This window comes from Nostoc sp. MG11, assembly GCF_014904695.1.
Classification (GTDB): Bacteria; Cyanobacteriota; Cyanobacteriia; order Cyanobacteriales; family Nostocaceae; genus Komarekiella.
On sequence record NZ_JACXXN010000017.1, the window covers coordinates 73,568 to 94,210 of the forward strand.

The following is a 20,643-nucleotide window of genomic DNA, read 5'->3' on the forward strand; positions in this document are numbered from 1 at the left end:
CCAGTTGCTTCCTCACTCCAAATTAATCAGCATGGACATCACAGCTACTTTGAACGAAATCACAACTCTCAGTGTTGAAGATAGAATCCGTATTGTGCAGGCAATTTGGGATACCATCGCAGCGGAGCAAGTTTACCCTGATTTAACCGATGCACAAAAGCAAGAGCTTGATCGTCGAATTGCTGACTATGATTCAAATCCAGATAATGTACTGACTTGGGAGGAAATCAAAGCATCGATTAAGAGACAGCAATGAATTATGTCTTGGTGTTTCGCCCAGAAGTTCGAGAAGAACTCAATGATGCACACAGTTGATACGAGACGAGAGTCAGAAACCGGGTCTGGGTGACGAGTTTTTAGACTGTGTAGACGAAACGGTGAATCGAATTTCTCAGATGCCAGAATCTTATGTAATTGTCTACGGTGATATTCGACGAGCAGTACTGCGACGATTTCCCTATGCTGTGTATTATTGGATTGTTTCGAGCTGAGTAATAGTGACGGCAATTTTTCATGGTCGCAGAGATCCAAAATCGTGGCAGACGCGAACCTAACACTACAATTACGGGCGATGTCTAACGACAAGCCCTACGGGTGACGCTCATACCTTGCTACCGCTACGCTGACGCCAGTTCCTTTATACCGACGGCACACGGCACTTCCTACAAGTCGGCGTAGCCGCCCAACGGAGTGCTTGGGAACCCGTCCACCTGACTGGCTCATCGCTACGCGTCTACGCTTTGTTTTTCAGGTTTTCTGCAAGACGATACCTCAGGTAAGCTCTGCTAACACACTTTTATTAACTATCAAAACTTTTCAAGCTAGATAAATTCGTACCTCAACAGATTAAGAAACGCTATATTAAAATCCTTTACTCACAAATACAAAACCGCGTGTTTTACCTGAAACAGAATCAGTGGTTGCCATTGCCTTCCATAGATCGGTTGTCTTTACCCAAACTGGCGGATATTTGTAACGAGAAACATCCATAATTAAAAATCTATCTGTCTGCTCATTATATGCTGCTAATGGGGAGATATGCCCGCCTCTTTCTTGACCAATTTCTTTACGTAAATAGTTAATTAAAACAAAGTTTTTCGGTTGTTTTAAATTCTCTGCTGCTAATTTACGAAACTGTTCTAAATTAGTGTTAGCTGCGTGGTAAACATTAACCTTAACACCGTAGCTAGTTAATAATCCTCCCAATTGCTCTAGAGTCATCCCTTGACGAGAAACAACTTCAGGAGTTAGCACTTTTTTTGTAGCTTCATTATTAAAAAAGTTCTCTTGAGTGAATACTCGATAAGGCTTATATTGTGGTGCTTCCGGTGCAGGAATTTGCAAGCCATTCAGCACCATAACAATACTAGCAACACCACAATATGTCTGATTGTTTTGGGTAATAAACTGCATACTCAGTGGAAAAAAATCTTCTCTTGATTTACTGTCAACTAATAAATTTTCTCCCTCATCGGAATTAAAACCAATCAAATTAGGCGAAAGAGATAATGTTTGAGATAAAACAGTCCCACTAGAAATACACAGCCCAATAATCGAAGCTTGAAGTAATGTTTTGGTAGTTTTTAAGAAAGTGTTATTCATAACTAAATCAATTAAATAAATTCATATCATACCAGTATCAATACAGTTGAGTTAAAGGGAAAAGTAACTCATGTTTTAAATACATCCTTTACCCTTTACCCCTTAACCTTTTCCCAGATTCCTCGAAAAGTGAAAAGCGTTTATGCGAACCGGATTGAAACGACCATGCTAAGCAGAAAGAGATTTTTTAGTCTTTTTGAAAGAATCTAATCCTTTTAATTTGCGGAACTCCTGAACAACATCTTTAATATTGCGTAATTCACCCTCAACTAAATTATTTAATTGTCGCATTTCATCTGCTGAGATTTTACCAGCAAGTTGAGCGATCACCTTTCTCAATTCTGGATATTTCTGTAAAGTTTCTTGACGGACAATTGGTGCAGCTTCATAAGGAGGAAAATACTGTTTATCATCTTTTAAGACCACTACACCCAAGCGAGAAATCTGACCATCTGTAGAACTACCCGCCACCATATCTACCTGTTTTTGAACCAGAGCACGATATACTAAACCCAAGTCCATAATTTGGGGTGGTTTGGCAAAACGTAAGTCATAAGTTTTAGCTAATCCCGGAAAACCATCTTCTCGCTCCAAAAATTCATAGCCAAAACCGCCACGCCACTGCGGTGTATATTGACTAACTTGGGAGAGAGTTTGAATGTTGTAACGCTTAGCATCTTCACCGCGAATAATCATCGCAAAAGTGTTTTCAAAACCCAAAGATGGCATTACTTCCAAATTGAATTGCTGGGCATAAGCTTGTTTTAACTTCTCATAAACTTCTCTGGGATCACTAACTCCTTTTTGTTTTAAAATCCCATTAAAAGCTGTGCCTGTATATTCAATATATGCATCAATTTTACCGGAAGTAATTGCACTATGACAAATAAAAGAACCACCCAAGCGAGGACGACGATCTACTTTTAAATTAGTTGTCGCTTCGATTTGCTGTGCTAAGAGTTCTCCTAAAATATCTTGTTCAGTAAAATCTTTGGAAGCAACGATAATATTACCACCACTGCTACTACTACTTAAATTAGGTTTACAACTAGCGATTAGCAGTAACAAAGCAAAACTTAAAAAGCAAAATGCCAAAAATCTTTTCATGACTTGCTTAATTTTTAACTTTTAATTTATTCTCTATCCATCCAATTATTAAGTCAGCCAGTAAGGCAATTACCGCCGCCGGAAACGCTCCAGCTAAAATTAACTGATCATTTACTACTGATATACCGCGAAAAATAAACACTCCCAAACCACCAGCACCAATTGCAGCTGCAATAGTTGCAATGCCAATGGCAATTACAGTTGCTACTCGTACCCCTGCTAAAATCACTCCCATTGCCAAGGGAATCTCAACTTGCAACAATAATTGTATATCTGTCATTCCCATGCCTTTACCAGCTTCTCGAATAGCTGGATCTACACTAGTGATACCTGTGTAAGTGTTGCGAATTATTGGTAAAAAAGAATATAAAGTTAAGGCAACAATCGCTGGTACTACACCAATTCCGGCAATGGGGATGAGTAAGCCAAACAGTGCTAAACTGGGGATAGTTTGCAAAACATTTGCTATCCCAAGAATTGGTTGGCGGAGGTAGGTTTTGCGGGTAATCAAAATACCTAGTGGAATGCCTACAGATATGGCAATACTGATAGCAATACCCACCAAAAATAAATGTTCTAGAGTATGCTGAAGGATTTCTGGAGCATACTTGACTAGGAAGAAATCTTTCATAAAGTATCTTTCAGGGAACGCAGACATTGAAGAAAGGCTAGGCTTTCTGGATGTTGCGATCGCATAAATTCATCTGTTGTCCCCAATACTACCAATTCTCCCCCATACATTAAACCAATTCTCGATGCCAAAACAAAGGCTTCTTGAATATCGTGGGTGACAAAAACAACTGTCTTGCCTAATTCCTGTTGCAGACGCCGAAACTCTTGTTGCAGTTCTAGGCGTGTAATCGGATCGAGTGCGCCAAAGGGTTCATCCATCAATAATACTGGTGGGTCTGCGGCTAAAGCCCTGGCGACACCGACTCTTTGCTTTTGCCCTCCTGAAAGTTCATGAGGGTAACGCTGGGCAAATTGTGCTGGTTCTAAGCCTACCAATTGCAACAATTCATAAACCCGCGTTTTAATTTGTTTAGGTTGCCAACCTTCTAACGCGGGGACTAAACCTACATTCCGTTCAACACTAAAATGGGGAAATAAACCAGTTTCTTGAATTACATAACCAATTTTTCGCCGCAATTTAATTTCGTTCCATTGAGTTGTAGGAACACCATCAAATAAAACTTCGCCTTGTGTGGGTGTAAACAGACGATTAATTAACTTCATTGTTGTAGTTTTGCCGCTACCACTGCGTCCGAGTAATACTAGTGCTTCTCCTTGACGAATGGTGAAATTGAGATTTGATACTAAGGGGCGATGATTGCGGCTAAACGTGACATCTCGGAATTCAACAGCAATTTGGTTACTTTGCGGCATGAGTGGCTTTTGGTGGACGCTAGCTGGTTACTGGTTATATGTAATTATGTGCTAATTTTGCTAGCGAACACCCGATTTGCCTTTCCCAATTAGCTTACAAGCTAAAATTCCGCAGCGTGTAAAAGAGAAGACATTGCAGCAGTGTACACACAAGTCAAAAATTTTCACGCTGAACCCTGATCCTGCCTAGAACACCGATTCAGTATTCAAGATAGGGGCGAGAAAAACCGATTATTTCGTAGAGACGTTGCATTGCAACGTCTCTACAGTCAATGAGAATTGGTCGTTTTACCGAAAAGAAATCGGGTTTTTGCGATTACTGAATCGATGCTCCAGAACTTAAGTTCTAGGCTAATAACAAAAGTCCACTCAAGTGGACTGGATTGAATTTTTTATTGAGTCCTCTTTAGATGACTTGCGTTATGAGACTCGGAATAAATTCCGAAGCGGGACAGATACACTGTGCCAGGATTTGTGTGTACACCGGAGCCTGCTTCCCCTACTTTCTATGCAGTTTTACCATTTTCCTCTGATGCTTGTCCTGCACCAGCTTTCAAGCGAGTTAATCTGCTTTTGCGTACACGTTCGCTGTCACGAATACCGCCCGCTATCTCATATTCGCTGCTGTTTCTGCCGTACTTAAAAGCAACTCCCCTCAGCAATTTGTCTGAAAGATTGCTTAAGTTTTTTTCTATCTCATCAATCTTAGTTTTGGAAGAGTCAACCACAGCAAGAGCAGCGTTATAAGCATCAAGCATAGTGCGTAACTGCTCAATTGATTGAGTCAGGTTTTGCAAATTGCAATTATCATCAAAATTCATATTTGGATCAATTGCTTTTAGTCCAGCAGATCTAAATTCAGCTTTTTCTAGAACACGGGATGTGCGTTTCTGACGGGTCATAAATATATTCCTTAAAGGACGATTAAGAACTATTTTGACCTAATAAAGCTGTTTTCCGGTGTAGTAGAATTAGTGAATAAATGTATTGTATAAAACAAACTTATTCAATATGTCTGGGTAATTTCTCTTAAGCGGTATTTTGTACTTGATTTTATTCGCATAAGCGTAGCTCGTTGTAGACATCGCTTTCATGTTAGTAACGAAAACCGCAAGGTTAAGCATGAATATCGCGATATCGATAATTAAAATTGTAATGTTGATAATGAATATTGCAATATTGCTTATGAATATCGCGATATCGATAATTAAAATTGTAATGTTGATAATGAATATTGCGATATTGCTTATGAATATTGCGATGTTAAGGATAAATATCGTTTAATTTCCACTTCTTTTGTTATGCAAGAAGTTTAGAAAGAGTTTTGAGATTACTACTCTTCTGCAATTAAGTCGCTTTTAATCAACCGTTTCTGTAAAGCAACAACAACAGCAGTCTGGCGATCGCCTACTTCTAGCTTATGTAAAATGGTATGAACATGCACCCTGACTGTTCCAGGTGTAATGTAGAGTGCAAGAGCAATTTCTTGATTAGTTTTTCCTGCTGCCAACAGCGATAAGATTTCCTGTTCGCGGTGGGTTAGAGGATTTGCAGGTGTTAAAAGGTTTGTCATCTGAGACTGAGACGGAGTAGACGCAAAAGCAGAGCGAATTTCATTGGTTGCGGTTTCATCCCACCACGATGCACCAGCAGCAACAGAACGGAGTGCCAAAACCAATTTTTCAGCAGCAATTCCTTTAAGGCAATAGCCTTGAGCGCCTGCCTCAATCAAACGTGCAATCAGAGATTTTTGAGAATGGGAAGTTAAAACTAAGATTGGTAGACGAGGATTTTGCTGCTTGATTTGTTTACACGCCTCAATTCCTCCAATTCCTGGCAATCCGACATCTAACAGTACTAAATCAACAGGGGTATGATTGACTAACTCAATAGCTGTTTCACCATCTTCAGCCTCAGCCATAATCTCTAACCCAGTCTCTTGTTGCAACCGCACACGCAAGCCTAACCGGAAGAGTTCATCATCCTCAACTAGGAGAATTTTGATTGGGGTAAGGGGCATCTCACAAAGTTAGAGAGGATTGAAATGGATAAACGGGAAGCTTAAAAGCAAAGATAGCACCACTGGGTACTCTGTTCTCTGCCCAGATTATACCGCCATGCGCTTCAATAATTTGGCGAGATAGGTAAAGCCCTAACCCAGAGCCTTTGCCTTGGCGGTCGCTACTTCCCTGGTAAAATCGCTCAAATAAGTAGGGGAACTCTTCAGGCTGGATACCCGCACCCGTATCTAAAATTTTGACAACTTGATAGGACGTTTGGCCTGTTAAGACGATTTCAACATGATCACTACGCCGGGAATGGTTAATAGCATTCACCAGAAGATTGATAAAAACTCGTTTTAGTTGTAGGACATCACCCTTAACCCATAGCGTTCGCCGCCAATCAGAGTCACCATAACTAAACGAGAAATAAACCCGACGATTTGCAGCTAATTCAGTGAGGGTACTAGCTGTTTCCTCAGCCAAAACAACTAAATCTACAGGTACTAAATCAAGCTTTAAGCCTTCAGTATCATTACGATAGACATCCAACAACGTTTCTAGGAGTTGTAGGGAAGTCTCATGGCTACGTGCCATCGTTGCTAAAACTTTCTGCTGTGCTGGTAAGACTGCACCAAATTTTTCTTGTTGAAAGGCCTTAAGAGCTTCAATTGCTCCCAGTAGCGGTGTTTTCAGATCGTGAGTAAGTGTGGAAGCAAAATCTTCTCGCAATCTGACTAATTCTTCTTGTGCTTCTAACTTTGCCTTAGTCAGGGCGATCGCTTCTTGTGAGCACCGAATGCGATCGCTCAAAAACCCTGTTACAATCAATGCCATCGCTGCGATCGCTCTACTTGCAACTATGGAAGCCTTGATCACTTCACCTCCTGGTACTACAAGATTCAGCATCGTTAAGCACACAGCCACGAGTGTAGCTTGAAAGGTGGCAAGCCGCCCCAGCCAAAAATTTGCCAATAAAATTGGCCCCGTGTAGAGATACCCAAACACGTATTCATTTGGCGTAGAAAACTCTACAGTCAAAACAACTATAAACAGACTAGCAATGAGCAAAGATTTGCCCAAAGGCGATTTTTTATTAGGTAATTTAGCTTTCAAAGACACTATTTATAAAATGGTTATTTTTATGCATTATATATTAACTAAAAAACTCAAACTTTCTTTTATATATTTATCTAATTTTACCTAGCCTATTATTAATTTGGTTAAATATAGTTTATCCAAAAATATAAACATATATAGAAGCTAGCTAAACACCTTAAACACTTATCTATATAGAAATAAACGTCATGCATAAACAAATAAACTTTATTTTATATCCTCATAACACTTGTTTTAATTGTCAAATTAACTAATGATATAAATTGAAATTAATTAGAGAACCTTATTTTCTGGGATAAACGTAAAAATGCAATTATGTCACTTAGTTACTACGCTCAAAATTTCCTTTAACAAAACGCATCCAGTTCGCTGTTCGCCCAAAGAGTGTTTAATCAAAAGTTAGAAAATAATGTCTTGGGATTTCTAAATTCATGTTACAAGGATGGATTCAAATTGTTCTAACGTTACTCATCGTCATAGTAACTACTCCCTTGTTCGGAAGATATATGGCTAACGTTTTTATGGGAGAGAGGACGTTACTCGACCCGGTGATAACTCCGATAGAACGAGTCATTTATAGCTTTAGTGTGGTGCGATCACCAAAGGCGGGGCGAAGCCCATCGCGTAGCGTCTCCGTAGGAGAATCGCCTAGGTTGGGGCGTAGCCCATCGCCAGATGAAATGACTGGGTGGCAATATGCTAAAGCTGTGCTGTATAGCAATCTCGTCATGGGGATTTTGGTTTACCTCATCCTCATAACTCAAGGATGGCTACCACTCAATCCCACAAGGCTAGGTGCGCCAAGTTGGGATTTAGCACTGCACACCACTCTTTCTTTTCTCACCAATACAGATCAGCAGCACTACTCTGGTGAGACAACTCTTAGCTATGCCAGTCAAACTTTTGCGCTTGGTTTTCTGATGTTCACTTCTGCTGCAACGGGTTTATCTGTTGGTATCGCCTTCATTCGCGGTTTAACTGGCAGACCTTTGGGCAACTTTTACACTGACCTCACAAGGTCAATTACACGAATATTACTACCCATGTCCATCATTGGGGGCTTGTTGTTAATCTTGGCAGGTGTACCAGAAACCTTGGCAGGCCCAGCAACAGCAGCCACCTTAGAGGGGGCGACTCAGGTAATTGCCCGTGGCCCAGTTGCCCACTTCGAGATTATTAAACAAATTGGAGAGAACGGCGGCGGTTTCTTTGGCATCAACTCTGCCCATCCCTTTGAAAATCCCAATGGTTTCTCTAACTTGCTAGAGACTTGGGCAATGATTTCCATCCCCTCAGCGTTGATTTATACCTACGGTTTATTTGCCAACAACCGCAAACAGGCATGGTTAGTGTTTTGGATGGTGTTTGTGATCTTTGCCTTTTTAGTAGGTATTGCAGCAGTAGGTGAGTTTCAAGGAAATCCTCTTGTTAATCCCCTGTTGGGAGGACAGCAACCCAACTTAGAAGGAAAAGAAGTTCGATTTGGTTGGGCGCAAACAGCACTTTGGGCGGTAATGACTACAGCAACAATGTGTGGTGCTGTAAATGGGATGCACGATTCCTTAATGCCGCCAGGTGGGTTTGCCACTCTATTTAATATGTTCTTGCAAATCATCTGGGGAGGCCAGGGAACTGGCACGGCGTACTTATTTATCTACTTGATTTTGGCGGTGTTCCTCACTGGTTTAATGGTGGGACGAACCCCGGAATTTTTAGGACGCAAAATCGAGAAAAAAGAAATCGTCCTTGCCAGCGTCATCTTGTTAGTTCACCCCTTTGCCATTCTCATCCCTTGGGCGATCGTCTTTGGCTTTCCTGATACTCTGTCAGGCATTAGTAACCCAGGTTTCCACGGCGTTTCGCAGGTGGTGTACGAATATGCTTCCGCAGCAGCTAACAACGGTTCTGGCTTTGAAGGGTTAGGAGATAACACCCTCTGGTGGAACCTCAGCGCCAGTGTCAGCATTTTAGCAGGACGTTATATCCCCATCATCGCCCTGCTGCTGCTAGCAGATAGTATGTCCCGCAAGCAAGCCGTTCCTATGACCTCTGGTACTTTGAGAACCGATACCAGACTTTTCACCGGAGTTACAGGGGGCGTGATTTTAATTCTTGGTGCTCTTACCTTCTTCCCCGTATTAGTTTTAGGCCCTCTGGCAGAAGCATTTCAAATTGCCAGAGGCGGATAAACAATTCAAATTTGCTCATTCAAAATGGAATCATCAACTAAACTTCGACAAGAACGCAAACATACGCCCAAAGTCAAAAATACTGGACTCTACTCTAGGGCTTTTCGGCAAGCATTTGTCAAGCTACATCCGCGCAATATGCTTAAGAATCCAGTGATGTTTTTGGTATGGGTAGGCACAATTATCACAGCGCTGGTAACGATCGCCCCTAACCTGTTTGGCAACATTCCCGGAGATAACCCACGACTGTTTAATGGGCTGATTACTTTAATTTTGTTCTTTACCGTTGTGTTTGCTAACTTTGCCGAAGCGATCGCCGAAGGACGGGGCAAAGCTCAGGCAGATGCTTTAAGAGCGACAAAATCCGATGTCACCGCACGTAAACTTCTCCCCGATGGCTCTATCCAAGAAATTAGCTCTACAGCCTTACGTCGCGGCGACCAAATCAAAGTAATTTCAGGCGACATCATCCCCGCCGATGGCGAGGTAATTGCGGGGGTGGCTTCCGTGGATGAATCTGCCATCACTGGGGAATCTGCACCAGTATTGAAAGAACCAGGGTCAGACATTGCCAGTTCCGTTACTGGGGGAACGCGCATCACCTCTGATGAGTTGGTAATTCGCGTTACGGCTGACCCTGGCAAAGGCTTTATTGACCGGATGATATCTCTAGTAGAAGGGGCTTCCCGCAGTAAAACTCCTAATGAAATCGCTTTGACGGTCTTGCTAGCAGTCCTTACTCAAGTATTTTTAGTGGTGATTGCAACTCTGCCTACGGTTTCAGTCTACGTTAAATCACCAGTAAGTATTGCCATGTTGATAGCCTTGTTGGTGGCGCTGATTCCGACCACAATTGGGGGATTATTAAGTGCGATCGGGATTGCTGGCATGGATAGAGTCGCCCAGTTTAACGTGATTGCTACTTCCGGGCGCGCGGTAGAAGTTTGCGGGGATATTAATACGTTGGTATTAGATAAAACAGGCACAATTACTTTAGGGAACCGTTTGGCAGAAGAATTTATTCCTGTTAATGGTCATTCCCTAGATGATGTGGCGAAAGTGGCGCTGGCATCTAGTGTGTTTGATGAAACACCAGAAGGAAAATCTATCATCAAACTTGCAGAGAAATTAGGAGCAACATTAGATTTCGACCCGAAACAAGCAGAAGGTATCGAATTTTCTGCCAAAACTCGCATGAGCGGCACTGACTTACCTAATGGCATCCAAATTCGCAAGGGTGCTGTAGATGCAATTAAAGGATTTGTCCGCTCCCGAAATGGAAAATTAACTCCCGAACTTGATGCAGCCTACGAGCGAATTTCCAGATTGGGCGGAACTCCATTAGCTATATGTCAAAACGACGAAATCTATGGTGTGATTTATCTTAAAGACATCATTAAACCAGGTATCCGAGAACGGTTTGATCAAATGCGGCGTATGGGGATCAAAACCGTTATGCTTACCGGAGATAACCGCATAACTGCATCTGTGATTGCTCAAGAAGCTGGAGTCGATGACTTTATTGCTGAAGCTACTCCAGAAGACAAAATTGAGGTGATTCGTTCTGAACAAGGACAAGGCAAGTTAGTTGCGATGACTGGAGATGGTACTAACGATGCTCCAGCTTTGGCTCAGGCAAATGTCGGAGTGGCAATGAATTCTGGCACGCAAGCGGCAAAAGAAGCTGCTAATATGGTAGACCTGGATTCTGACCCCACCAAATTAATTGATATCGTCACTATTGGTAAGCAATTACTGATTACTCGTGGCGCACTTACTACCTTTTCAATTGCTAACGATGTCGCCAAGTATTTCGCTATCATTCCCGCTATCTTCGCGGGAATTGGTGTTGGCAGTCTCAATATTATGGGTTTGGCAAGCCCTCAATCTGCGGTATTGTCAGCACTGATTTACAATGCCTTGATTATTCCGGCGCTTATTCCCTTAGCGCTAACTGGTATCAAGTTTCGACCGTTAACAGCTGATCAACTTTTACAACGCAATATTTTCATTTATGGACTCGGTGGCGTTATTGCTCCCTTCATTGCCGTCAAAGTGATTGATGTGCTGATTACTGCGGTTGGTTTAGCATAATACGATTTTGGATTTTGAACTATGGAATATTTACCACACAATTTTTCTGAAGTATTTACCTTCGTAACTTGCAAACGAAATCGCATTCCGCTAAATCTATTTTTGCTTTTGTGCTTTAACGTGCTGCTAGCACCAGCAGTACAGGCAGCGACTCCGGTCGAACTATCACGCTCTGCATCTTATGCCATTGCGCTTTTAGGACTTGTCACCCTCAGCCTATGCGTTTATTTATTTGTTGTGATTTTTCAACCGGAGAAATTTTAAATGAGTCAGCTACGCCAAATCAATAAAGCTATTCGTTCTACTGTTGCTCTGTGGGTGCTAACAGCATTACTGTATCCCCTGTTTATGCTGCTGTCTGGACAGATAGCGTTTTCCTTTCAGGCAAACGGTAGCTTACTTACCAATTCTCAAGGAACAGTCGTTGGTTCGGCATTGATTGGTCAACCGTTTAGGAGCGATCGCTATTTCTGGAGTCGTCCTAGCAGCATTGACTATAGTACTAAACCTGAAGTTGCCACCACAGGAACTTCAGGAGCCAGCAACCTAGCACCTAGCAATCCTGAACTCCTCAAACGCATTCAAGGAGAAGTAACACGGCTCAAACAAGCTAATATTCAACCTACCGCTGATTTAGTTTATGCCTCTGGCTCTGGTCTAGATCCACATATCAGCCCTGAAGCAGCCCAAGCACAGGCTCAGCGTGTTGCTACCTCTCGCCGTATTGATCCAAACCAAATTCAAAAGCTGATAAATGAAAACACTGATGGCAGATTCCTGGGTATTTTTGGCGAACCTGGAGTCAACGTCCTGAAGCTGAATTTGGCATTAGACGTTTTGCAATCCAACCTTTAGCTTTCCAAGTTTGGATTAGTAAATCTGAAGATTTTAAGACTCTATCTCAGCTAATTCTAACCAGCGCTCAGTCGCCACATCGATTGCTTGCTTGAGCGATTCTACCTGTTCATAGAGTTTTTGCACTTGGCTATAATTTCCCGGAGAAACGTTTGCTAGGGTTTTCTCGGTTTCTGTTTTCTCAGCTTCTAACTGAGCAATTTTACCTTCCAACTGCACCCATTCTTTTTTTTCCCAATTTGATAGCCCGCGCCGCTTTTTATTCTCTACTTCTTTAGGCACAGATGCAGCTTTCTGAACTTCTACATTTTTTTGCTTATCCTTTGTATTAGCAGCTTGTTGCTGTGCTTCTTCGGCTTTTTTATAGTCCAGATAAACTGAGTAATTACCTGGATATTGCCGGAGATTACCGCCCTCTTCAAAGGAAAAGATTGTGTCTATAGTGCGGTCGAGAAAGTAGCGATCGTGAGAAACTGCAATTACACACCCTGCAAAATCTTCTAAATAGTCCTCTAAAACTGCCAACGTCTGCACATCTAAATCATTTGTTGGTTCATCTAAAATCAAAACATTGGGCGCACTCATGAGAACCCGCAATAGAAATAAACGGCGTTTTTCTCCACCAGAAAGTTTATGAATTGGTGCATATTGCTGGTTTCCCGGAAACAGAAACCGCTCCAGCATTTGAGAAGCAGTAATTTGAGTACCGTCAGTTATTTTGACAAATTCTCCTTCTTCTTTGATATAGTCAATCACGCGCTGATCTTCGTTCAATGCTGTCAGTAATTCTTCAGAATGCTGGTCAAAATAACCGATATGAACTGTACCACCAATTTCTACACTGCCAGAATCAGGCTGAACCCGCCCGGTAATCATATCCATTAATGTGGATTTACCTGCACCGTTACCGCCGATAATGCCAATGCGGTCTTCTGGACTAAATTCGTAGGTAAAATTATTAATTAGAGTGCGCCCATCGTAAGCTTTAGAAACTTGATTTAGTTCAATAACTTTTTTGCCTATACGACGACCAACTGTAGAAATATCAACTTTACCCTGAACTTGCTTAAACTCAGTGTCTCGCAGAGCGTGAGCGCGGTCAATTCTCGCTTTTTGCTTAGTACTCCTGGCTTTCGGCCCTTTTTTGAGCCATTCCAACTCGCGCCGCAACACGCCTTGATGTTTGCGTTGACTACTGACGGCAGATTCTTCAGCTAAAGCTTTCTTTTCGAGGTAATATGAATAATTACCTGTGTAAGTATAAATGTCGCCTCGGTCAATTTCAACGATACGATTGGTGACACGATCCAAAAAGTAGCGATCGTGAGTTATCAGAAAAAGTGCACCACGATAACGGTTCAAATAACTTTGTAACCATTCCACAGAAAGAGCATCAAGATGGTTTGTAGGCTCATCCATGAGTAAAACATCGGGTTCTGATAGCAGTGCTGATGCTAAAGCGATGCGCTTGCGATAGCCTCCAGACAAAGTACCTATTTTGGCGTCAAAGTCAGAGATTCCTAATTTCGTAAGGATGATTTTGGCGTTGGTTTCTAGTTCCCAAGCGCCGCTTGCATCCATACGTTGCATCACCTCAGAAAGGCGAGACATTAGCTGACTGTCATCTGGATAATGAGCTAGTTTATCTGAAATTTCTTCGTACTCACGCACCAAAGCCATGTGTTCGCCACTGTCAGCAAAAACTTGCTCTAAAACTGTGTGATTTTCATCCAAATCTGGTTGTTGGGGTAAATAGATGATTTTAGAACCAGAGTTGACTAAAATTTGACCACTATCAATTGGTTCTAGCCCTGCTATCATCTTTAATAATGTTGATTTACCAGAACCGTTAGTACCAATTAAACCAACTTTATCGGTAGCATCAAGGCTAAAGCTAGCATCTATGAGAATTTCTTTGATGCCAAAGTCTTTTTTGACTGATTGTAGTGTAATAATACTCATAAGATTTAGTAATTTTTTATTAGTTATTAGTTCGGTAGGCAAGACATACGCCCTACCTACATTTGCCAAATTCTATACAAATAAATCCAAAGGTAAGTGTCCATACATTTCGTTGACTCCTCCTTCTTCGTAAGATTGGCAAGATACAAGTACGCCTCGATGATGTCCGAGATAGGAATCTAGATAGCACAAGCCATTTTTGCCATTTAATTTTATATAAACTGGCCCTTCAGATGTAGGTAGATTGTTGGGTGCTTCATAACCAAAAGCCAGAGAATAGGTTTTCATAGCCAAAATTCCTTCCTCTGCTGTATCAGCACAAATTCCTAAAATTTGATAATCAGAAAGGCTGCTAAGTAAAATTAAAGCATTACGAGTTATAGCTTTTTCTAATGGCTTGAGAACAGGCGCAATGTCTAGACAGTTGAATTTGTTCAGAATTTTTTTCGCTTCTTCAGCGGTGAGAGTGTGATCATTATGGGTTGACATAAACTTGGATTATTCCCTGGATGATGTTTCTTTTGTGTCTAAGTTGGGCTATACCCAACTTACTAATATTATTATTTACTCGAATTAAGGTTGATTTGAAACATTCCCTAGGTTGAAAATGAAAGGAACACTGCCTTTCGAGTCAGCACCCATAACGAGAACTTTTGGCATCTGAGCGCCGCCAGTCTTCCAAGCTTCGATTGCTTCTTTTTGCAGAACTAACTGTCCTCCTTGGGCTTTGAGAGTCTCTGCTAATAGTCTTTGAGCTTCTGCTTTACCCTTAGCGCGATTAACTTCTGCTTGAGCTTCTTGTTCAGCTTCCCGCGCCACATAAACGGCTCTTTGTGCTCGTTGTTCAGCAATTTGTTTTTCTTCAACTGCTCTAGCAAATTCCGGTGAGAACGTCAAGTCAACTACGCTAGTATCTAACACTATTATTCCATATTTGTCTAAGCGATCGCCTAACGCATTATCAAAGTCTTCCTTCAATTCACTTCTTTTGGTAATTGCTTCTTCTACTGTTCTTCTAGCAGCTGCAATTTTAAATGCTTCTTGTGTCTGAGGTGCAATGATTTTTGATACAATATTTTCCAAGGTTCCTTGTTTTCTTCTTACTTGAACTACTTGTGTGGGATCAAGGCGAAAATTAATTGCAAACCTTGCAGATAAATTTTGTAGATCTTTAGTAGAACTTTCTGCTGGTACTTCAAACTTTTGTACAGTCAAATCATACACATCTATCACTGAGATAAAAGGTGGTTTCAGGTGGATACCTTCCAATAAAGCACCATCTCTAGCTTTACCCAAGATGCTGATTACTCCTGCTTGTCCTGGATTAATGATAATAAAGGCATTTAGTCCAATAATTACCAGTATTGCCAACACAATTCCGAGAACTGTGGTTTGCCAATTTCCTAATTGCTGATCTTTCAAGTTATTATCTCCATGTGAGTCCTGAGTCTGAATTCTTGTGTAAAATAGTACGGGCAAATCTGAAGGTAGTAAATAGTCAAAAGTTTTGCTTAGACTTAAGTAAAATTAGTAAGTCTGAATCAAGTCTTCAATCTTTTAGGCTCAAGACTTTGTTCCGTGGTAATATCATTCACACGCAACTGCAAAAAGCCGTGGCTACAGTATTTAAATCTCATCGAGTACCAAGAAGGCGTAAACATTCAGTACATCCCCTCCAGCGCCTACTTGAGTATGGACACCAGTATCGTAAACAAATTTGGCTAGCAACTACTTATTCTATCCTGAATAAACTTTTTGACTTAGCACCACCTGGATTAATTGGGATTGCGGTGGATGTAGTAGTAAAGCAGCAGGATTCCATCATTGCACAGTTAGGGGTGAAAGATGTCTTTCAGCAATTTTTGATTCTTTCTTTCCTCACTGTTATTGTTTGGATACTAGAATCAATTTTTGAGTATGCCTACGCTCGACTTTGGCGCAATTTGGCGCAGAATATTCAACATGATTTGCGTTTGGATGCATACAAACATTTGCAAGATTTAGAATTAGCTTATTTTGAAGAACGTAGCACTGGCGGTTTAATGTCTATCCTCAGTGATGATATTAACCAATTAGAGCGGTTTTTGGATGTAGGGGCAAATGATATCATCCAAGTTGCCACAACTGTTGTAATTATTGGTGGTGCTTTCTTTATTTTGGCTCCTAGTGTAGCGTGGATGGCGATGTCGCCGATGCCATTTATCCTCTGGGGTTCGTTAGCTTATCAACGCTTGCTTGCACCTCGCTACGCTGATGTCCGCGAAAAAGTCGGCTTTCTCAATTCACGTTTGGCAAATAATATTAGCGGAATTACTACTATTAAAAGTTTTACTGCTGAATCTCATGAAGCCTCACGTTTAGAAGTAGATAGTGAAGCTTATCGCCAAAGTAATGGCAAAGCAATTAAACTTTCTGCTGCCTTTATACCTTTAATTCGGATGTTGATTCTGGTAGGTTTTACTGCCTTACTATTGTATGGAGGGATGGCCGCTGTTTCAGGAGAAATGTCTGTAGGCACTTACAGTGTATTAGTATTTCTAATTCAGCGCTTACTGTGGCCTTTAACCAGATTAGGCGAAACCTTTGACCAATATCAACGAGCAATGGCTTCTACTAATCGAGTGATGGATTTGTTGGATACTCCCATCGCTATTCATCCAGGAAATATAGGATTGCCTGTAGATGAAGTGCGTGGTGAAGTAGAATTTAAAAATGTCTATTTTGCTTATAAAGATAGATTACCAGTAATTAAAAATCTGTCTTTAGATATTCCAGTAGGAAAAACGATCGCAATTGTCGGTTCAACTGGTTCGGGTAAAAGCACTTTAGTTAAACTTTTGTTACGGTTGTACGAAGTGCAAACGGGAAGCATTACGCTGGATGGCATTGACTTACAAAATTTGAATTTGCAAGATTTACGCCGCTGCATTGGCTTAGTAAGTCAGGATGTGTTCTTATTTCATGGCACTGTCGCAGAGAATATTGCTTATGGTAGCTTTGACGCCACAGCTCAAGAAATTGTCATGGCGGCTAAGGTAGCTGAGGCGCACGAATTTATTATGCACCTGCCCCAAGGTTATGAGACAATTGTGGGAGAAAGAGGACAAAAGTTATCTGGTGGACAAAGACAACGGATTGCGATCGCCCGCGCAGTATTAAAGAATCCACCCATTTTGATTTTAGATGAAGCTACCTCAGCAGTAGATAATGAAACAGAAGCCGCAATCCAGCGATCGCTCGAACGGATTACCGTAAATAGAACTACAATTGCGATCGCTCATCGTCTTTCCACTATCCGCAACGCCGATTGCATTTATGTCATGGAACATGGGAAATTAGTAGAGTCTGGAACCCATGAACAACTGCTAGAGAAAAATGGTACTTACGCCAGTCTTTGGTTTGTACAGAGTGGGTTGAGATAAATATCACCCATTCTTTGATATCTGAATTACGAATTATTTATGATGTTTGGTAGTACACAGCCGGAATCAGGAGATAACAAGTGGCGTCGCCAGTTAGATAAATTTGTCAAAGCAAATCAGCCAGAATTGGCGGCGCTGTTTTGGGGATTGTGGTTAGAGAATGGTGATAGCCAGGGTACTATTGGTATTGATTTGCAACCAACACCGCATTTTGTGTATTGTCCTAAAGAGGCAATAGAAAAGTTAAATACTCAGGTTGAGAATCGGCTTCAGGAAATTTTGGGAATAGTCGAGAATCATAAACCAGAAATTGAAGTTGTGATGATTGGCATTGGTAATGGTGAAATCAAATTAATTCAGTTTGCACCAGAACCATCACCACCCGCTTATTTTGAGCAATTAGGTAAGGATGTTGATAGCTTATTAGAACTACTGGAACAGCGTATGAATGAGCAGTTACAAAGCTGATTAAAATTACTTAGAGAAATGGTATCCAAGGAATAATTATGCTGAGAAATTCGTTGACTTCTTCAGTGAGTCTAGCGATATCCTCAAAGTTGTTTATTTTTTCTTCTAAGTTTTTAATTCCTTTTTTGAAAGAAGATTCATTCTGCTGTAGTTTTATTAAAAATCCGGTAAGAACATCCCCCTCTAGTTGATTAATGCAATGGTCAATTTTATCTCGGACTGTTTCAAAAGCCCTTTTTTTATTTTGATCTGGTTCTAGACGAAGTGCTTCCTGAATCCTGATACTATTAAGCGCTTTGCGAACTTCTCTTAATCTATTAAGTTCTGCATTGCTATCTTCAGATTGTGTAACCATAATAGGTATACTCTTAATTTATAGTTATTTTTTGTTTGAAACTAGGGTTAAAAAGGAATTAGCATCTTGCAAAACAGTTTTGACTTCTTCAGAAGAAACTTCTTCTGTTAATGAAGCTCTAAAAAGATTTTTAAAATCTCCTAATAATTTATTTGCATTTTCGATTTCTTCTATCTTGCTATATTTCATTGTGAGAATCTGCTTTCGATTCTCAATCCATTCATTTATACTTCCTATTTGATCTGTCTCTTTTAGAGGTAAAAAAACAAGACGATATTCCTGTAGCTGCTGTATTTCGTCAAGATCTGATTTCATGGATTTACCCAGGAAATCTAGCAATTCTTCTTGTAGTGCTATTTCCTTAAAAATTGTCTCTTGGCGTTTATTTAACTCTTCTCTGAGTGCGCCTTGAATTTCAGCACGAAGTTGGATTTTCGTCCCTTCTGAAATTAGTTTTTTAATAGGAGTATGTAATCTACCGAGTGTTAAACCACTATCTTCTAAGTTGTTTGCAATATTATCAATTTGTTTTTTAGTTCTACCGGGAGCATCAGATTCAGCTAAATCTAAAAGTTTAGAAAAGTATTGTAATAAAAGTTGGTTATGTTTACGAAGTTCATTAATAAGTTCCAGCCTTTCTTTGGCATCATTAGCATTATTGTCGTATGCAGTCTGATCAAAAGGCGTATTGGTTACTATTTTACGTAATAAATTCTCTGATGTTAAATCAATTTTAATATCACCAGCTTCTATGAATACCTTGTCAGCAGCTTTAGCATATTGATCACCAGCATCAGCAAGTTTTTTATACTCTTCAGCAGACTGACAGCCAGTTGTTAATGCTGCGATCGCAGAAAAGATTGCAACTATTTTGTAAACTTGTTTCATCATAAATATCTCTATCAAAGTTCAAGAAGTACTAATTTATGTCAACTCAATATATTTTTTCAAAATTACATGAATTGCCTAAAAACAATTTATTTCTGTAAATAAAATATTATCTTGAATTTTATAGTTAATATACTTTTAAAACTCATGCAAAAACTAATATAAAAACTCATAATAATTTTTATATATCTGAGTATTGATAAAATTATCAACTATGAAAAAAGGTTTGAAAATATAAAAATATTTGTTTCGTAATGCAACAAAATATTCAACTTGTACTTTAGCGATCGCCCCTGGGGTGCTGGAAGCGATCGCATCTATCGTCGTAAAAAATAAGAGTGTAAATAAAATAGAAAGCTGTCAAGTCTGCACGCGGTGAATGTCTATAAACTTTTCCTTTCACACTGACTCAAAAAAAGCGGCGGGAGAAATGTGAAAGAACGAGAAACTCTATTTACATAAGAGCAAATACTCTCATCAGGGAAACCTAATAAATATGACTTGTGCTATAAAGTACCCGCGTCCTTTTTCCTTCCTGGGTTCAAGCTACAGGATTGTCAAACTCTCATGAGGTATTATGAAACAGATCAAAGATAAAATTACGAATAAGTTAGAGAGACTATTAGAACAACATTTAGTACCTCGTTTAATACAGTGGGAAGAATACCTACAAACAAAAATCAGGCGGTATAAGCATCTGGAACTAAAGGGTAAATTGAAATTTTGTGGTTCAGGTGTTCGGTTCAAGAGAGATATTAAAATTGATAACCCTCAAAACATCTCCTTGGGAAATAAAGTGTATATTGGCCCAGATGTCTTACTAGATGGTCGTGGCGGAATTACAATTGGCGATAACACAACACTTGGATTTAATGTTGTCATCCTATCTGCAAACCACGACTATCAAAGTAATGATCTTCCTTATGAACATAATATCTACATTCAGAAACCTGTTATTATCGGTCGCAATGTTTGGATTGGTGGAAATGTCCTAATTATTCCAGGAGTTTCCATAGGAGACGGTGCAATTGTGGCGGCTGGTACAGTTGTAACTGCTAATGTAGAACCTTTAGCAATTGTCGGTAATCAACCGATGAGAATAATTAAATACCGCAACAAAGAACATTATGAAAAACTCGCTAACAAGCAAGAAATTCAATCTCCTTCTGAAGTAATTCAAAATTAAGTTGGTAGGG

At 40.3% G+C, this 20,643-nt stretch carries 23 protein-coding genes; 10 read left to right on the forward strand and 13 right to left on the reverse strand.

The window, feature by feature from the left end; genetic code table 11:
- Positions 1–31: 31 nt before the first annotated feature.
- Together HCR01_RS22090 and HCR01_RS38955 are read left to right on the forward strand one after the other, a co-directional pair.
- Positions 32–256 (forward strand): addiction module protein, encoded by a 225-nt coding sequence (locus tag HCR01_RS22090; protein ID WP_193198222.1) that lies wholly within the window; start codon positions 32–34, stop codon positions 254–256.
- A gap of 55 nt (positions 257–311) precedes the next feature.
- On the forward strand, positions 312–491 hold the full coding sequence (locus tag HCR01_RS38955; protein ID WP_226889539.1) for a hypothetical protein: 180 nt from the start codon (positions 312–314) through the stop codon (positions 489–491).
- Positions 492–588: 97 nt separating this feature from the next.
- On the opposite strand, the gene HCR01_RS40085 is transcribed toward HCR01_RS38955, so the two are convergent.
- The 8 genes from HCR01_RS40085 to HCR01_RS22130 all read right to left on the reverse strand — a co-directional run bounded on the left by HCR01_RS40085 (position 589) and on the right by HCR01_RS22130 (position 7,220).
- A complete protein-coding gene (locus tag HCR01_RS40085; protein WP_264299933.1) occupies positions 589–723 on the reverse strand; it encodes a hypothetical protein in 135 nt (44 codons plus the stop codon).
- 138 nt (positions 724–861) lie between these two features.
- Positions 862–1,602, reverse strand: coding sequence for a phytochelatin synthase family protein (locus HCR01_RS22100; RefSeq protein WP_193198223.1), 741 nt, complete (start codon positions 1,600–1,602; stop codon positions 862–864).
- Positions 1,603–1,770: 168 nt separating this feature from the next.
- Positions 1,771–2,709 (reverse strand): glycine betaine ABC transporter substrate-binding protein, encoded by a 939-nt coding sequence (locus HCR01_RS22105; protein ID WP_193198225.1) that lies wholly within the window; start codon positions 2,707–2,709, stop codon positions 1,771–1,773.
- A 7-nt stretch (positions 2,710–2,716) separates the two neighbouring features.
- Positions 2,717–3,340: an ABC transporter permease gene (locus HCR01_RS22110; protein ID WP_193198227.1), complete on the reverse strand. Its 624-nt coding sequence runs from the start codon at positions 3,338–3,340 to the stop codon at positions 2,717–2,719.
- Complete coding sequence (locus HCR01_RS22115) at positions 3,337–4,095, reverse strand: ATP-binding cassette domain-containing protein (protein ID WP_193198228.1); 759 nt, start codon at positions 4,093–4,095, stop codon at positions 3,337–3,339. The genes HCR01_RS22110 and HCR01_RS22115 overlap by 4 nt, the downstream gene beginning before the upstream one ends.
- A gap of 506 nt (positions 4,096–4,601) precedes the next feature.
- Entirely contained in the window at positions 4,602–4,997 is a 396-nt protein-coding gene (locus tag HCR01_RS22120) for a hypothetical protein (RefSeq protein WP_193198230.1), read from the reverse strand.
- A gap of 431 nt (positions 4,998–5,428) precedes the next feature.
- Positions 5,429–6,115, reverse strand: a complete 687-nt coding sequence (locus HCR01_RS22125; protein WP_193198232.1) for a response regulator transcription factor — start codon at positions 6,113–6,115, stop codon at positions 5,429–5,431.
- 1 nt (position 6,116) lies between these two features.
- On the reverse strand, positions 6,117–7,220 hold the full coding sequence (locus HCR01_RS22130) for a sensor histidine kinase (RefSeq protein ID WP_193198309.1): 1,104 nt from the start codon (positions 7,218–7,220) through the stop codon (positions 6,117–6,119).
- Between the two features lie 425 nt (positions 7,221–7,645).
- On the opposite strand from HCR01_RS22130, the gene kdpA reads away from it, so the two are divergent.
- The 4 genes from kdpA to kdpC are packed head-to-tail and all read left to right on the forward strand — an operon-like array spanning position 7,646 to position 12,352.
- Complete coding sequence (gene kdpA / locus HCR01_RS22135) at positions 7,646–9,403, forward strand: potassium-transporting ATPase subunit KdpA (RefSeq protein ID WP_193198234.1); 1,758 nt, start codon at positions 7,646–7,648, stop codon at positions 9,401–9,403.
- A gap of 24 nt (positions 9,404–9,427) precedes the next feature.
- Positions 9,428–11,497, forward strand: a complete 2,070-nt coding sequence (gene kdpB, locus HCR01_RS22140; protein ID WP_193198236.1) for a potassium-transporting ATPase subunit KdpB — start codon at positions 9,428–9,430, stop codon at positions 11,495–11,497.
- A gap of 21 nt (positions 11,498–11,518) precedes the next feature.
- Positions 11,519–11,761 carry a potassium-transporting ATPase subunit F gene (locus HCR01_RS22145; RefSeq protein WP_193198238.1) on the forward strand — a complete coding sequence of 81 codons (243 nt, stop codon included), beginning with the start codon at positions 11,519–11,521 and terminating at the stop codon, positions 11,759–11,761.
- Complete coding sequence (gene kdpC / locus HCR01_RS22150) at positions 11,762–12,352, forward strand: K(+)-transporting ATPase subunit C (protein ID WP_193198240.1); 591 nt, start codon at positions 11,762–11,764, stop codon at positions 12,350–12,352.
- A gap of 33 nt (positions 12,353–12,385) precedes the next feature.
- Here the strand turns inward: kdpC and HCR01_RS22155 are convergent, their stop codons facing one another.
- The 3 genes from HCR01_RS22155 to HCR01_RS22165 form a co-directional block, all read right to left on the reverse strand.
- Positions 12,386–14,314 carry an ABC-F family ATP-binding cassette domain-containing protein gene (locus HCR01_RS22155; RefSeq protein ID WP_193198241.1) on the reverse strand — a complete coding sequence of 643 codons (1,929 nt, stop codon included), beginning with the start codon at positions 14,312–14,314 and terminating at the stop codon, positions 12,386–12,388.
- Between the two features lie 72 nt (positions 14,315–14,386).
- Entirely contained in the window at positions 14,387–14,803 is a 417-nt protein-coding gene (locus HCR01_RS22160; protein WP_193198243.1) for a DUF1824 family protein, read from the reverse strand.
- An 84-nt stretch (positions 14,804–14,887) separates the two neighbouring features.
- Positions 14,888–15,736 carry a prohibitin family protein gene (locus HCR01_RS22165; protein WP_193198244.1) on the reverse strand — a complete coding sequence of 283 codons (849 nt, stop codon included), beginning with the start codon at positions 15,734–15,736 and terminating at the stop codon, positions 14,888–14,890.
- Positions 15,737–15,927: 191 nt separating this feature from the next.
- Between HCR01_RS22165 and HCR01_RS22170 the strand changes: the two genes are divergently transcribed.
- Positions 15,928–17,736 carry an ABC transporter ATP-binding protein gene (locus HCR01_RS22170; protein ID WP_193198245.1) on the forward strand — a complete coding sequence of 603 codons (1,809 nt, stop codon included), beginning with the start codon at positions 15,928–15,930 and terminating at the stop codon, positions 17,734–17,736.
- A 39-nt stretch (positions 17,737–17,775) separates the two neighbouring features.
- Positions 17,776–18,204: a hypothetical protein gene (locus HCR01_RS22175; protein WP_193198247.1), complete on the forward strand. Its 429-nt coding sequence runs from the start codon at positions 17,776–17,778 to the stop codon at positions 18,202–18,204.
- A gap of 10 nt (positions 18,205–18,214) precedes the next feature.
- Here HCR01_RS22175 and HCR01_RS22180 read toward each other — a convergent pair whose 3' ends face one another.
- Positions 18,215–18,559, reverse strand: coding sequence for a hypothetical protein (locus tag HCR01_RS22180; RefSeq protein ID WP_193198248.1), 345 nt, complete (start codon positions 18,557–18,559; stop codon positions 18,215–18,217).
- A 24-nt stretch (positions 18,560–18,583) separates the two neighbouring features.
- Positions 18,584–19,450, reverse strand: a complete 867-nt coding sequence (locus tag HCR01_RS22185) for a hypothetical protein (protein ID WP_193198249.1) — start codon at positions 19,448–19,450, stop codon at positions 18,584–18,586.
- A 241-nt stretch (positions 19,451–19,691) separates the two neighbouring features.
- Here HCR01_RS22185 and HCR01_RS40090 point away from each other — a divergent pair, with 241 nt between their 5' ends.
- Positions 19,692–19,826, forward strand: a complete 135-nt coding sequence (locus HCR01_RS40090) for a hypothetical protein (RefSeq protein WP_264299934.1) — start codon at positions 19,692–19,694, stop codon at positions 19,824–19,826.
- A 198-nt stretch (positions 19,827–20,024) separates the two neighbouring features.
- Positions 20,025–20,633 carry an acyltransferase gene (locus HCR01_RS22190; RefSeq protein WP_193198251.1) on the forward strand — a complete coding sequence of 203 codons (609 nt, stop codon included), beginning with the start codon at positions 20,025–20,027 and terminating at the stop codon, positions 20,631–20,633.
- The last annotated feature ends 10 nt before the right edge of the window (positions 20,634–20,643 follow it).

Excerpts from the sequence above, each read along its gene's own strand:
- HCR01_RS22090 (WP_193198222.1), top strand. The coding sequence starts at position 32 with ATGGACATCACAGCTACTTTGAACGAAATCACAACTCTCAGTGTTGAA.
- HCR01_RS40085 (WP_264299933.1), bottom strand. The coding sequence starts at position 723 with ATGAGCCAGTCAGGTGGACGGGTTCCCAAGCACTCCGTTGGGCGGCTA.
- HCR01_RS22100 (WP_193198223.1), bottom strand. The coding sequence starts at position 1,602 with ATGAATAACACTTTCTTAAAAACTACCAAAACATTACTTCAAGCTTCG.
- HCR01_RS22105 (WP_193198225.1), bottom strand. The coding sequence starts at position 2,709 with ATGAAAAGATTTTTGGCATTTTGCTTTTTAAGTTTTGCTTTGTTACTG.
- HCR01_RS22110 (WP_193198227.1), bottom strand. The coding sequence starts at position 3,340 with ATGAAAGATTTCTTCCTAGTCAAGTATGCTCCAGAAATCCTTCAGCAT.
- HCR01_RS22115 (WP_193198228.1), bottom strand. The coding sequence starts at position 4,095 with ATGCCGCAAAGTAACCAAATTGCTGTTGAATTCCGAGATGTCACGTTT.
- HCR01_RS22120 (WP_193198230.1), bottom strand. The coding sequence starts at position 4,997 with ATGACCCGTCAGAAACGCACATCCCGTGTTCTAGAAAAAGCTGAATTT.
- HCR01_RS22125 (WP_193198232.1), bottom strand. The coding sequence starts at position 6,115 with ATGCCCCTTACCCCAATCAAAATTCTCCTAGTTGAGGATGATGAACTC.
- kdpA (WP_193198234.1), top strand. The coding sequence starts at position 7,646 with ATGTTACAAGGATGGATTCAAATTGTTCTAACGTTACTCATCGTCATA.
- kdpB (WP_193198236.1), top strand. The coding sequence starts at position 9,428 with ATGGAATCATCAACTAAACTTCGACAAGAACGCAAACATACGCCCAAA.
- HCR01_RS22145 (WP_193198238.1), top strand. The coding sequence starts at position 11,519 with ATGGAATATTTACCACACAATTTTTCTGAAGTATTTACCTTCGTAACT.
- kdpC (WP_193198240.1), top strand. The coding sequence starts at position 11,762 with ATGAGTCAGCTACGCCAAATCAATAAAGCTATTCGTTCTACTGTTGCT.
- HCR01_RS22155 (WP_193198241.1), bottom strand. The coding sequence starts at position 14,314 with ATGAGTATTATTACACTACAATCAGTCAAAAAAGACTTTGGCATCAAA.
- HCR01_RS22160 (WP_193198243.1), bottom strand. The coding sequence starts at position 14,803 with ATGTCAACCCATAATGATCACACTCTCACCGCTGAAGAAGCGAAAAAA.
- HCR01_RS22175 (WP_193198247.1), top strand. The coding sequence starts at position 17,776 with ATGATGTTTGGTAGTACACAGCCGGAATCAGGAGATAACAAGTGGCGT.
- HCR01_RS22180 (WP_193198248.1), bottom strand. The coding sequence starts at position 18,559 with ATGGTTACACAATCTGAAGATAGCAATGCAGAACTTAATAGATTAAGA.
- HCR01_RS22185 (WP_193198249.1), bottom strand. The coding sequence starts at position 19,450 with ATGATGAAACAAGTTTACAAAATAGTTGCAATCTTTTCTGCGATCGCA.
- HCR01_RS22190 (WP_193198251.1), top strand. The coding sequence starts at position 20,025 with ATGAAACAGATCAAAGATAAAATTACGAATAAGTTAGAGAGACTATTA.